Source organism: Pedobacter sp. HDW13 (assembly GCF_011303555.1).
Lineage (GTDB): Bacteria > Bacteroidota > Bacteroidia > Sphingobacteriales > Sphingobacteriaceae > Pedobacter.
Map to the genome: position 1 here is coordinate 93,419 of NZ_CP049868.1, position 13,842 is coordinate 107,260.

11 protein-coding genes are annotated in these 13,842 nt (G+C 41.4%); all 11 read right to left on the reverse strand.

Going from position 1 to position 13,842, the window contains the following annotated elements; all coding sequences use genetic code 11:
* Positions 1-4: 4 nt before the first annotated feature.
* Positions 5-1,444 (reverse strand): alpha-L-fucosidase, encoded by a 1,440-nt coding sequence (locus G7074_RS00420; protein WP_166206006.1) that lies wholly within the window; start codon positions 1,442-1,444, stop codon positions 5-7.
* Between the two features lie 151 nt (positions 1,445-1,595).
* Entirely contained in the window at positions 1,596-1,940 is a 345-nt protein-coding gene (locus tag G7074_RS00425; RefSeq protein WP_166206008.1) for a cupin domain-containing protein, read from the reverse strand.
* A 52-nt stretch (positions 1,941-1,992) separates the two neighbouring features.
* Positions 1,993-3,486: a polysaccharide lyase 6 family protein gene (locus G7074_RS00430; protein ID WP_166206011.1), complete on the reverse strand. Its 1,494-nt coding sequence runs from the start codon at positions 3,484-3,486 to the stop codon at positions 1,993-1,995.
* Between the two features lie 72 nt (positions 3,487-3,558).
* Positions 3,559-4,890: a polysaccharide lyase 6 family protein gene (locus tag G7074_RS00435; protein WP_166206014.1), complete on the reverse strand. Its 1,332-nt coding sequence runs from the start codon at positions 4,888-4,890 to the stop codon at positions 3,559-3,561.
* Between the two features lie 30 nt (positions 4,891-4,920).
* On the reverse strand, positions 4,921-6,123 hold the full coding sequence (locus G7074_RS00440) for a glycoside hydrolase family 88 protein (RefSeq protein WP_205944129.1): 1,203 nt from the start codon (positions 6,121-6,123) through the stop codon (positions 4,921-4,923).
* The gene (locus tag G7074_RS00445; RefSeq protein ID WP_166206017.1) at positions 6,123-7,994 is read right to left on the reverse strand and encodes an alpha-L-fucosidase; all 1,872 of its coding nucleotides are present in this window, start codon (positions 7,992-7,994) and stop codon (positions 6,123-6,125) included. The genes G7074_RS00440 and G7074_RS00445 overlap by 1 nt, the downstream gene beginning before the upstream one ends.
* Positions 7,985-9,109, reverse strand: a complete 1,125-nt coding sequence (locus tag G7074_RS00450) for an alginate lyase family protein (RefSeq protein ID WP_240916424.1) — start codon at positions 9,107-9,109, stop codon at positions 7,985-7,987. Before G7074_RS00450 ends, G7074_RS00445 begins: the two co-directional genes overlap by 10 nt.
* A gap of 34 nt (positions 9,110-9,143) precedes the next feature.
* Positions 9,144-10,610 (reverse strand): TIM-barrel domain-containing protein, encoded by a 1,467-nt coding sequence (locus G7074_RS00455; protein WP_240916425.1) that lies wholly within the window; start codon positions 10,608-10,610, stop codon positions 9,144-9,146.
* A gap of 17 nt (positions 10,611-10,627) precedes the next feature.
* Positions 10,628-11,311 (reverse strand): hypothetical protein, encoded by a 684-nt coding sequence (locus G7074_RS26860; protein ID WP_240916426.1) that lies wholly within the window; start codon positions 11,309-11,311, stop codon positions 10,628-10,630.
* A gap of 125 nt (positions 11,312-11,436) precedes the next feature.
* Positions 11,437-12,222 (reverse strand): hypothetical protein, encoded by a 786-nt coding sequence (locus G7074_RS00460; RefSeq protein ID WP_166206023.1) that lies wholly within the window; start codon positions 12,220-12,222, stop codon positions 11,437-11,439.
* A gap of 54 nt (positions 12,223-12,276) precedes the next feature.
* A complete protein-coding gene (locus tag G7074_RS00465; RefSeq protein WP_166206026.1) occupies positions 12,277-13,836 on the reverse strand; it encodes a RagB/SusD family nutrient uptake outer membrane protein in 1,560 nt (519 codons plus the stop codon).
* Positions 13,837-13,842: the final 6 nt, after the last annotated feature.

Sequence of the window (13,842 nt, forward strand, 5' to 3'; positions counted from 1 at the left end):
ATTATTAGTCAATTGCGCCGGTTTTCATTTTCTCCTTACCAGATTCCTCGAACCAGGTTTTCATTTTACCTTTTACCTCAACCTTAATTACACTGGCAACCGGATCCGGAGCAGGCATCTGAAGTTTAAACGTAGTCTGATCAATTCTTTTTGCCCAACTGATCTTATTTCCGCTGCCAAGTAACTGCGCGGATAATACTTCTAAGGCTAAACCTTTGATGACAAGTTCGCCGTTTTTTGGCCAATCGAAAACAGAAAAATACAAGGTAGTATTTCCATTGTCATGATCTTTTCTGGTTACTCTTCCCCAGCTCTGAGCAGGAACAGGACTTGCCTGGGTTGCATAAATGGCCTCACTATAAACGCTCATCCAGGCTCCTAAATCTTTTAATCTTTCTACGCTTGTTTCGGGAAAGGAACCATCAGGTTTTGGACCAATATTCAACAGGTAATTCCCTCCTTTGGAGGCAATGTCGATGAGGTTACGGATCAGAACAGGTGATGATTTCCAGTTGACATCCGAATTCCTGAATCCCCAGGTACCATTCATTGTCATACAGGTTTCCCAATCTTTGCCATCCAGTTCGCTCAGATTAGGTATCTTTTGTTCCGGGGTCTTGGTATCCCCTTGGAAATTTGGCCTTTTTAGCCTGTCATTTGTAATAATATTGGGCTGCAGTTTTAATTGTTCCTGGAATTTTAACGCAGCTTCATCGGTCATATTGGTAGGCGTATCCCACCATAATACAGCGATATCCCCATAATTGGTCATCAATTCTTTCACCTGCGGTACAGCTACCCTATCGATATACTCGGCGAAGGTAGCTGTTTCTTGAACTGGGTCCCAATGGCCTTTATGTGCCAGGGTGTAAGCATTTATATGGGTACTATCCGGATTTGGCCAACCTTCTGCCATTAATTTTCTAGCCGCAGCCCCTCCCGGATTTCCCCAATCCTGGGCCTGGGAATAATAAAAACCTAATCTTATACCATACTTTTTACATGCAGCGGCTAAAGGTTTCAATAAATCCTTCTTATACGGTGTTGCATCCACGATATCCCAGTCGCTTGCTTTGGAGTCAAATAAAGCAAAGCCATCATGATGCTTAGCGGTAATAACGATGTATTTCATCCCGGCATCTTTTGCCATCCTCACCCATTCATCGGCATCAAATTTCATGGGATTAAATTGCCCGGCGATTGCCTTATACTCCGCAACTGGCACTTTCATTCTGTTCATAATCCACTCAGCACCTCCCCTGGCCTGTTGATGTCCATTATACTCACCGGCCATTTGTGCATACACGCCAAAATGTATAAACATTCCAAAGCGGGCATCCCGCCACCATTCCATTTTTTTCTCTTTTGGTAATGCCTGCTGAGATTTGGTAATAGAGGCAGAAAATGCAAATATCAAAAGCAAGCAGCTAAGTTTCTTTATCATATCATTAAGCAATAAAATTTAAAATTATTATTCTATGTATACTGGTGTTAAAGTACAAGTTACTAAAACGTTTCGTTCAAATATTTCAAAATTGACTAAACGAACATCATCAGGGCACCAGGCAAGTACCGGATCCTTTTATGTTAAGCAATTACCGGAAGAGAATAAAATCTTCTCTTAGCGGAGAAAAGCTATCTATCAGCCTTACTTTTTCGGTTAGCAGCTGGATGCCATGCAACCGATTAGAAGGGACGTAAAAGAGATCGCCTGCCTTAAGGTGTTCTGTTTGCTCCCCATCCATAAAAAACAAGATTTCGCCCGCTGCTACATAGGTGGTTTGTTCATGAACATGTGCGTGCATCGGGTCTGGTGCTGTTTGGGGGCCATTGCTAAAGTCAAGTACGGCAGTAAGCAGTTTATCCAGATAGACTAACCGTCTTTCTATTCCTGGTGCAGGATGCTGGATTTCGGCATCTTCATATTTTAATACAGGCATATTTTTTTTTATTAGGGGATATAGAATTAATTGGGGATATAGAATATACAGGTTAATTTTTGACAATCAGTACCGTTCCAAGATTGGTCATCCACAAAGGACCGATCCCATTTGCCTTCAATAATGATTTATGCAGGGCATCCAAGGCATTGGCGCCAATATTGTTGGATTGAAAAAATGTGTACGAACCTTTAAAGCCACCGGTTGCCGGACTATTTGCCGCAGGAAAATAGGTATTAAATCCATCGATGAGTTCCATTTTAGGATCAGTTTGCTGTATCCCAGCCGGCAATGCCAGAGTTTGCCCGCTGCCCATTCCAAAAGCAATATTTCCCTCATAGAAAAAATTTTGCGGCTGATCAGTATAAGCAACGGCAATGCCACTTTTCGATAAGATTAGGTTATTGGCAATAATACAATCTGCAGGTGGAACAGTCCGGTTATTGCCACCCTTACCCGCACCGACATCAAATGCCTGTACACAGTTTACGATGGTATTTCCAACAATCCTGGCATTTTTAACCTGAAAATAGCCACTAGGCTCTGAATTTGGCACTCCATCCAAAATAGCAATTGCACTGGTCTGCCCTGTTGTGGCTATCCCCTGCAGGTAGTTATTGTAAATTAAATGCCCCTCACCAATAGTCCGGATTCCTCCTGCATTTGAAACATTATTGCCAATGATATAATTCCCATAAACTTCGGAACTGTTTCCATGACGCAAACATAAAGTACCACGGCTTTCAAAAAATAAATTGTTGCGAATGGTATTCTTACTCATCTTATTGGATATGATTTCTGTTTCGCCATTGCAGTGCTCAAAAATATTTTCTTCGATAAGCACCTGGGCTTCATTAAGGTAATAATCGCTGGTCCCTACCCGGATCGTCTCTCCGCCATTGTTCCCCAGATCAGGTCTTTCCCCAAAGTAATTATGATCGATCCTATGGGCAAGTACTGAATTGGTGCCCCAGATAACCATAGTAGGCCCTTGATGGGCTTTCCCTTTCAGATAACAATGATCTATCCTGTTGTTTTTACCGTTAATGGAAATCCACCTATAGTCGACAGTTTGATCTATGGGATTATAATCGACGATAGAAGTGTTGGTAATCCTGCAGTTCCTTGAGCCCACGCTAAAATCGACGACATTTAATTTGGAGACCGCCAAGTTTCCATTATTGAAACTCAGGCCATCTACAACCAGCCATTGTCCATCGATAGCTATTGAAGAGGCACCTTTTAGATTTACATCACCTGCCTTTTCGGCTTTTAAAACGATTGGTTTATCTAAAGTACCTACACCTTTCAAAATCAGCCGTTGATTATCCCAGGTCCCGGATTTCAATATTATGGTATCTCCCGGCACTAAAGTCAGTGCAGAAAGTTCGGTGGCCGAGCTGATGACTTTACAGTTTGGACAAGTCACCTTATCGTTTTCTTTGGCACGCAGAACAACTGGTGTTTGCGTCTCCCCCTTTTTACAGCCATTTAAAGCGGCAGTTATCATCAGGAGTAAGGCTAATATTAAACTTCTTTCTATCATGTTTTCTGATATTGATTCCGATTAAATAAGGTTTACTACATCCTCAATTGTTTTATTGCTAAAAGACCGGGCTTATTTTATAGTTAAAGGCAAGGTTGCTTTAAACCAGTCTGGGCCGATATCTTTCGCTTTAAATATTGATTTATCCGCACTTATCCCTACATTCCCCTGTACAGTCCAAAAACCATCCTTCTTTTTAAATTTTGCATCAACCAGGCTAAAACCACGGTCAAGATTTTGCGGTGCGGACTTAGTTTCCAGGATATTTCCTTCAAAAACTACATCAGCGGCTTTATCTACCCAGCTTACAGGGTTGGTATCGCTCTTTATCAGGTTATGGGTAATCTGTATTTTTTGTGGGGAGAGTATCCGGTCTGCATTTTTTCCTGCACCCAAAGAAAAAACCTCTTTACAATCCACAATAACATTGGCGGTAATTTCAGCGTTTTTTACCTGCCAATGGCTGACCAAAATTGGATTAGGTAATCCATCCATGACCGATACAGCGGCTCTTAGGCCAGTGCCAGTCAAACCCTGCAGATAATTATTGTATACTCTATGGTTTTCACCAATAATGCGGATACCACCGGTATTTTCGATTTTATTTCCTATAAAAATGTTTCCGGACACCTGGTTATTGTTTCCATGACGCAGCGTTAAAGTGCCAACGCTTTCAAAAAACAGGTTATTGGAAATTGTATTCCTGCAAGATTTGACTGAAACAATTTCAGTTTCGCCATTACAATGCGCAAAAATATTGGCGTCAACTTTTGTAAATGAATCGTAAAACGACCAGGTACTTGTACCAATACGAATGGTTTCACCTCCATTCCCTCCAATATCTGGTCTTGGCCCGAAGTAATTATAATCTATCTGGTGATAATTGGGCTTATCCGATAGCCATACAACCAGAGTCGGCCCAATATTGGTTTTACCTTCAAAGTAACAGTGGTCTACCCTGTTATGATCCCCATATAGAGAGGTAAATGTGTATTCGGTAGCTTTATCAGGTGGGTTATAACCCACAATATGGGAATTTGTTAAGCGGCAGTTAGCTGACTTTTCGGAAAATGTGATCACATCTTCTCCTTTTGTAAAACCATTCCGAAAAGAGAATCCGTCTGTAACTAACCACTTCCCATCTATTTTGAGTGATGAAGTCCCCGTAAAAACCACAGATCCACCATGCTCCGCTTTTAGCACAATAGGTTTTTCACGTGTGCCTTGGCCCCTGAGTACAAGCTGCTGGTTTTTCCATTCCCCGTTTTTAACCGTTACCTGGTCGCCCGGCAACAATTTGAGGGTGGCCAGCTCCGCCGCCGAGCTTATTTTATAATCCTTTGTAAATCCGGAAATTGTGCAGGCGATAAATATCCCTGTCAGGCAGAATTTTAGTTTCATCATGTCGGTTTAATTTGGTTAGGGGTATCGCAATTAGCGGAGGACTGCCGTTTTATGTTTTTTACATCTTAACAGTGCTTCCAAATAATAATAATCAGCATAGCTTAATGGCACATCAACCTCGCTAACCGAGGGCTTTGAACCCGTACTGTGCAGTAAGATAAAACCTTTAGCATCGCCTACCTGTGCGGCGTAGTTAGTGCTTAAGCTTTTTAAAATCAGGTCGGCTTTGTTGTTATAATAATTCCCTTGACTGCTGTATTGACTTAATTCGTATAAACCTGAAGCGATAACGGCAGCAGCAGAGACATCTCTTGGCTCATTTGGAATTTGAGGAGCATTAAAGTCCCAATAAGGGACTATATCTTTAGGCATATTTGGATGATCAAGGATAAACTTTGCAATATTTTCTGCCTGCTTTAAATAAATCGGATTTTTGGTATAACGGTAACACATGGTATAGCCATATAAACCCCAGGCCTGCCCACGGGCCCAGGCGGAAGAGTTGCTGTACCCCTGATGAGTCGTTTTCTTAAGTACTGCACCGGTTTTAGGATCATAATCTACAACATGATAAGAGCTAAAATCAGGGCGAAAATGGTTTTTCATGGTTGTAGTGGCGTGGCTGACTGCTATTTTATAAAAAGAAGAGTCGCCGGTCAGCCTGGTCGCCTCAAACAAGAGTTCTAAATTCATCATATTATCAATGATGACCGGGTTAACCCATTTATCCCTGCTATGGTCCCAGGATAATATCACACCAGTTTTCGGATTAAAGCGGGTGGCTAAGGTTTTAGCTGCTTCAATGAGTACCTCTTTGTCGTGCGGATCTCCTGTTAACCGAAATGCATTACCCACGCTACAAAAGACCTTAAAGCCCATATCATGCGTGGTACCGTTGGATTTTTCCTTTTCTATAAATGTGGTAAACTTTCTTGCCTCTGCTTTCCACTGAGGGGTTTTATAGTATTCATCCAAATACCACAGTACTCCTGGAAAAAATCCACTTGTCCAATCTTTGCTTGCCACCAATTTAAGATTTCCGTTCTCCAATGTCCGGGGAGAAATCAGTTCTGGCCTGGCAGGGTCTTTGGATTTTTCGATCTCCTGCAGCATTACCCTGGTTTGGGCAGCGGCCTGTTGAAATGCTTTTTTAACATTTACCTGTTGTGCAAAACAACAGGTCTGCGCAACAAATAAGATAAGGGTGATAACGTATCTTGGTTTCTTCATCATTAATTTATGGGGATTAACTGAACTTCTAAGAGTTTCATCAGTCCGTTTTTTACAATTGTTTCTGGATTTATGCTAATTTGATGCAGGCCTTTGCCTAACTGTATTTCACCAATTTCCTGGGAGATGACTTTCTCCGTTATAAGTACATCCCGCTGAATTTTTTGTTGGTCGATTTTAAAGCTATAGCTTCCTCCATTGTCTCTATCGGCCAGATATTTGATATTGATTTTAAATTTTTGTGGCACTGATGTCCTAAAATCCCATTTTACGGATTTTTCTATTTTATCCCAGCCCTCGACATAAAAACGATCTGTTTTCCCATCTCCAAAACTAAATCCCTTGCTTAAATTGGCATCAAAAGCCAACAACCTTGTTAAAGCGGTATTGTTCGCTACATAACGTAAACTATCTGTTTTAATCTGTCCGTTTAAAGCCAGCACGACTACCGTGTTTGCGGTATCGGTCGCTTTTTTGGGTACATGGATAAAAAAATCCCCATCACCAATAGCCTGGATTAACAATTTAGTTTTTTTGGGGTCCGTTAAAAAGTAAGCGGTATCAATTTGGTTTTTTAAGCCACCTACATATAATTTACCGTCTTTCGGCCAATCAAATACATGTAAGTAGAGGTTATTTCCTTTTTGGGTAGTTACACCCCAGCTTTGGAAGGGCATTTTCGTTTTATGGGTCTGATAGATACTTGCTGCGTTTTTCCCCACCCATTTTTCAATTCCCGTTAATATCAGCGAATCTTTCGCATCAAAAGTGCCATCGCCTTTAGGACCAATATTTAAGAGTAGGTTGCCATTACGTGAAGCTGCGTTGGCTAAAAGCCTGATAAAAAAACCAGCAGGTTTATGTGAACTATCATATTTGCTATAACCATACGATTCATTTGTAGTAGGAATAGCTTCCCAGTCCCCATCAACAGGATAAAATTCGGCAGGTCTGTCTGCTGTATTTTTATAGTCTCCAAAATTACCGTTGGCATTTCTTACCAACCGGCCGTTGACGACAACATTTGGATCGGTCTCCCTGATGGCTTTTAAGATCCGTATGTTTTCTGAAAGCGGCAATTTTTGCGGGGTATCAAACCACAAAATATCAGGATGGTACCTGGTGATCAATTCTTTGATCTGTGGAATGGCCTTTTCATCAACATATTTAACAGCCTTTGGCAATAAATCGGGACGTTCAGCATACCAGTTAACCCCACCATACAGGGCTAAATCCCCACCAGGATTTTTATACTCCCAGTCGTTTCCTGGTGCATCGGGGTGCTCCCAGTCAAAGGCATGTGAATAGTAGAATCCAAACTTTATCCCATGCTTTTTAGCTGCCTCGGCCAGTTCCATCATGGGGTCTCTTTTAAATGGTGTTTGGACAGTGATATTGAAATCCGAAACTTTCGAAGGGTACATCGCAAAACCATCGTGATGTTTTGCTGTGATGATAAAATAATTCATTCCGGCTTTTTTTGCTCCCAAAATCCATTTTTCGGCATCAAAAAGAACTGGATTAAACAGATGGGCAACTTCCAAATACTCCTTTTTTGATATTTTCTCTTTGCGCATCAGATGTTCGGCATAGCCGTTTACTTTTTTGCCTTTCCATTCGCCGGCTGGCAGCGAATAGATCCCCCAATGCACAAACATTCCAAATTTGGCATCCTGCCACCATTTGATGCGTTGACCATGTGTTTTCATCGAAGCAGTATACCAGGTATCGATCGCTTCCTCAATTGCTTTTTTATCACGTTCTTTGGATGGATTAAACATCTGTTTATCCTCGTCTCCTATTACCTGACCAAAGGCAAGAAGGCGAATGGATAACAGAACCGGAAGAACAAATAGTTTCTTTATTACATCCATATTAATGGGTTTCTAATGGGTAGGTTTCTGATTACCTCTTCAACTTTTGGCTGATGATCTAATTTCTCCCAGGTTCCAAACCAGGCCTGATTGTGAAAGTGTTTTGCTCCAAACAGTAAAAAAGGCTGTGCTACAGGCCAGTTGTCCCAGTGCATTACATCTTTTGGAAAAGGCCAAAGTACCTTATTGGCCACAAAAGGAAACAAATAGGCTATCCCCTTTTCTATTGTCCGTCCATCAGCCAACCTGAAGCTCCACAAATCATTTTCTTTATCTGACAGTATCTGGCAGAGCATAGTCATTGCATCTAAGTTAAACAGCGAGTACCCATAAGGCTTTGTACGTTTAAGTTCCCTGGGAAAACTGCCATCTGTTGCCATTTGATTGGGCAAGAGCACCGTTTTAAAGCGTACCCTACAAAAATCGAGCATATCCTCATTTCCTGTAAGCCTGGCAAATGAGGCCACCTGCATTGTCCAGCATGTCCCATGGTTATTTTCCGCATTCATTTCATCTTTACCATATTGGTGGGTGGTTAACCATATTAGATAATCTGCAAACCATTTTTTTATTGTTATTAACGCCGCTTTATCTGTTTGTTTCGAGTCCTGCATGACCAAAATACCCTGGGCCACTTCCATTAGCTGAATTGTATCGATAATACCGATTCCTCTTCCTGTAAACCTTCCCTGTATCGCCTGCGCAAATAAGAGATTGGGATTCATCAAAGTCCCCGGGTTTACAAACCAGGCTTTAAGATGTAGATATGCGTGTTTGACATATTTTTCATCTGCAGTAATCTTATAGGCTGATGCCAGTGCTCCAATAATTTTACTGAAACGAATCATGGCCAGGCGGTGTGCCGTGAAATTATCCGGATTGGTCAGTCCATCTTTTTGGATATAAGGACCTGTCGGATTTTTTGGATCGGGCCACCAGTAATCGCCTTCCGAAAAGAAATCGTGCCTATCCCCCGCGCTCCGGCTAGACGTTTCGGCAGTAACTGTTACAGGCATCTGTGACAACGCCCATTCTCCTTCAGCCAATAGCTGTTTTCTGAGTACTTTTATTACTTGAGCTGTGTATCTATCGTTTCCTTTTTGCGCTTTTGCCATAAAGACAAAGACCAAACATAAAAACAATGAAATTTTAATTTTTAGGCTCATCTTCTTTGGTCATAAATGTAAAACTAACTTTACCGATAGTATTTGGCATTCCTTTTTCCGGGGCAGAGATACTTCCCTTTAACTGTCCATTCTCAAGCCGTTCGACTTTAATTTTCCTCCAGGCTAACTGCCCCCTTTCAAAGTCAAAGGTTTCGCCATCATCATCATATAAATTATAGGCACTGTTTTTTTCTCCATAATGGCGGATTTCAAGGTTTACTTTTTCACCGGGTTTTGGCGCATGGAGCAAAGGGGGCATCATTGGGATAATTCCACCGTCTTTAACATAGACTGGTATCTTGTCTAATCCTGGCGTAACGGTAATCACCCGACCATCCCCGACAAAGGCACCGGTATAAAAATCGTACCATTTACCTTTTGGCAAAATCACTTTCCGTTGCACCTGTCCAGTAAACATGGGGGCAACAAGTAAGTACTCGCCGGCCATGTACTGATCTTTAATTTCTTTGGCTATAGCTTCAGCGTAAGGATTTTCTTCTAAATTAACATTGGCCTGTTCCTCTATTTTCAATTCTTGTTTGAAGCCGTCTTCCAGATTCATTGCCCTAAACGGGGGTGTGCCTTCAAAATGATATTTTGCAAATTCGGTATACCAATAAGGCATCATCCTCATTCTTAATAAAGCATATTCTTTTACCTGTCTTTCTACATCGGGATAAGTCCATGGCTTAGTACCGCTAGCCCAGGCATTGATCATTGCCATGGGTGAAAAAACGTTAGACTGGAATCTTCTTAACCACTCTTCTCCTGTTTTGGACGCCCTTACTTCAGGCGTCCATAAAACACCTGCAAAACCACTGTTGATCAGCGCGGTGATGAAATCTTCGTGATTATAATAATCGTTATAGATTACGTATGGGAATGAGGTGCCCCCGCCATTGCTTGCCCTGACCAGACCAAATGTACGTTTATTCCTGTTTTTGAACATTTCTGCAGAGTAGCGCTGCATTAGCAGACCATAAGTTTGGCGCATCTGTTCTGCACTCGTCCCTGAGGGAAAAGTGGCTAAATCCGGCCATAAATAATGATCATAGCCATCTACTTCATCGATTTTATAGCCGCTTATGCCAATATCTACCTGATCCTGCTGCAATTGGCGAAAGAAAAGGTTTTGCGCTTTTGGTAAGGTAAAATCCGGGACTGCGCCCAACCAAACAGTGTGTGAGGCTGTCAAAGGCTTAATATCATCATAAAACGATGCTTCAGGGGAAACATAAGGATTGATCCAAAGATTTAACCTAATGCCTTTGGCTAACATACTTTTTACAAAACCAGCTGGTTGGGAAAACCTGTTCTTATCCCATGTAAATGTTCCAGGATAGGCCTTACTTTGCCAACCTGGTTCCAAGCCCACAAAATCCAATGGATAGCCTTTTTCTTTAAAGCTATTGACTTCTTTTTCTACATCTGCTGCAGTGGAGTGTGTCATTACCCTTTGAGTAAAACCTAAACCCCATCGCGGGGCAAATAACCACCTCCATTAAATAAATTATATCTTTTAACAGCATCCAAAGGCCTCGGCCCGCCAAAAACATAAATTTCTACACCAGGTGCGGGGACTAAAATTTCTACTTCATCGCCGTTGTTGCGCGAGGACCAGCCTTTATCAGAATTTCTATCTTTTGGTACTGGAAAATTTTTACTGTCTTTTCTCATAGTGGTACCTGCCCAAACCTTAATGTACCTAGCCGAATTGATAAAGACTCCATAGCCATTGGATGAAATATAAAAAGGGGTCGGTGCATGTGTACGTCCGTTATCCTTACCACCATAATGATCTACATGCAATTCTAATATCTTACCACGTTGATGCACGGTCTGGAAATTCAAGCCGAAACCATATAGCTGTTCCGTCTTATCCAGCGGAATCCGTAAGTATGTTTTGCCATCACTAACCTGTGCTATCACCGGCTGATTTGCAAAAGGAAATACCGTTGTGCCTAGTCTGTTTAATGATCCATGATTAGGTTTGGCGCCTGAAGCTTTTAAAAGATCGTAAGGTTCCGGCGTACCAAATACACCTTTCCATACACCTTGTTCAACTTCTTTCCATATTATTTCCTGTGCTTTCAGGTTAAAATGAAGGCTAAGCAGAAAGGCTGTAAAAAGTGACAGTTTTATTAACTTCATAAGAATATAGTTGACAGGCAGGAACTGGAGAAATTAAGCATAGGCATATTCTTTGGCCGTGCAGGCAGTGAAATAGCAATAGGGTAACTGACCGGACGCACTAGCTCCGGTCAGTTACGGAAAGTCTAGAATGAGGGGGCAAGCGCTGCTCCAAAAACATGAACAATTCCATTTGTAGCGACATAACCCGCGCTTCTATCGTTTGTTCTATTGTTATGTACAATTGGCGCCTGGTCACTATTGTTCAATATTTTTAGATAGAAAATTCCATTTTCATCAAAGCCTTTGCCATTATTAAAATACCCCAGCATTGATGATTTAGACAGGACAGTGTTTGCAGGCAAAAGTGATTTTACAGCTACGTTATCGGCATTGAGGTTATCGAAATTATATTTCCCCTGACCGATCAGGTAGAGGAAATAATTCTTAACGTCTTCTTTGGGATAATCGCTCCATTTGGTTGCAGGCTTAGTTATCGGCAAGCCCGTAGTAGGATTAACACCTGTAACTATTGGGTAATCGAACCAAAGACCTGCTGTCGGAATGTTACTGGTCGTCACAGTTACACCATTGGTTACTTTAGTTGGCAGTACCCGAACGCCAACATTATGCAAGAACAGAAAGGTACGATCACTTTTTTCATATTCTGCAAGGTCTATACCAGCATATTCCAGGCCGAGCTTCATGTATTTAAAAACTGTATCGGTAGGGTCGCTAGCCATGCCGGTACCCGTAGCCCGGTCTTCCAAAAACTTGCGGGCCGATACGCCAATATTGGGATCAAGTGTTTTTTTGACATAATCATAGTCTTTCTGACGTTCCAGGCCGAACATTTTTCCACAGCCGCTTTGGCTGATTGCGATCAAAGACAATAAGATCGAAGGCAGTATTCTATTTTTAAAAACTTTCATTTTCATATTATTTTAAACCTGCAATATTGTGCAGGCCGGTATAAAAATCAATTATTACTCACCATAACCAGGATTCTGAACCAATTTCCTATTGGAGTTCATAACTGCCCTGCTCAGTGGCCAATAGGAACGGCGAGTATCCGTAAAGCCCACAATATCTGTATTTCCATTTCTCAGCTGGCGGTCTTTGAGTACGGGATCCATAATTTCTTTCACTTTGTCTGTTCTCACCAAATCAAACCAGCGTTTACCTTCGCCAATGAGTTCATATTGACGTTCCTCCAAGATGGTATTTTCCATTGCTGCGCGAGAATTTACCTTAGTATCTGTTACCAAATACTGGTCTACATTGGCTCTTTTTCTCACGAAGTTCAAATACTTGAGGGCATTGGGCAGATCATTGTTCCCATTAAGTGCTTCTGCGTACAGCAAATAGATGTCCGAGAGTCTATACATCGGCAAGTACACGGCTGTATTCTGATTGTAATATAAATTTAATTCTGCAGTTGGTATTGCTGCAGTCTGGTTTGCCGGACTGGGATAGAATTTTAAGAAACGGTCCCTATTGTTGAGGGCAGGATTTGCAACAGCATAAACATCCAATGTTTGTTTCGGTCTGATATCGTTGGTATGTACCGCCTGAGTCTGTGGCAGGAAGTATTTTGCATACAATAAAGGATCAACCTGAAATATTTTATTATTTGGTGCATAAGATACAATTGTACAAGCACAACCATTTTTAGCAAAATCCCAATGCAATGACCAAATACTTTCTATGCTTGACGCTGGGGAAGTAAATATACTTTTCCAACTCGCTGTTGGTTCTAAGTTTATATCAGATGCTCCGGCATAAAGTGCTCCTTTTGCATTCCTTGCTTTAAATAAGTTGGTTATCCAAACAATTGCATTTGTGTAATCTTTTTTCCACATATAGGCATCGGCCAAGGTTGCACATATAGCGGCTTCATTAATATAATAAACTGATGCACTCTGATTTTTAACGGTCAGATCATAAGCCGTTTTTAAATCTTTAATGATCACATCGTCCAAAATCTGTGAAGCTTTAGCCCTTTCCTTCTCAGCGGCTACCTGACTATCCTCATAGGGCTCCAGCCAAACAGGAGCATCACCCCAAACCCTAACCAGATAAAAGTAGCACATTGCCCGCATAGCATAACATTGTGCCAGATTTGCATTGACCAAAGCCGGGGTTACATTATTATCCAAAGCCGTTACCCCTGGGATATATTTAATATTGTAGTTCGCTCTTGAAATGACTGTATAGAGTCTCGACCAATCTGCAAATGGATTATCTGTGGTCAGCGCATTCATTGCTACCTCTGTTGAATAGGTGTTGGTATAAGATATAAAACGGTCAAAATTATCTGACCGAAAATCCCCCCAATAGTGATAACGGTCATTAAACTGTGTTTCACCAACCATTGTTAACTGAAAAGCGGAATACATACCGGCCATGGCCGCGTCAATATCATATTTAGATTTATAGAATTTATCTGTTGGCACCTGTGAGGCAGGCTCTTCGGTAAGAAATTTTTTGCAACTTCCCAGGGTAAGGAGTAGCATGAAAATGCAGGTATATTTTATTGTTTTCATAATTAC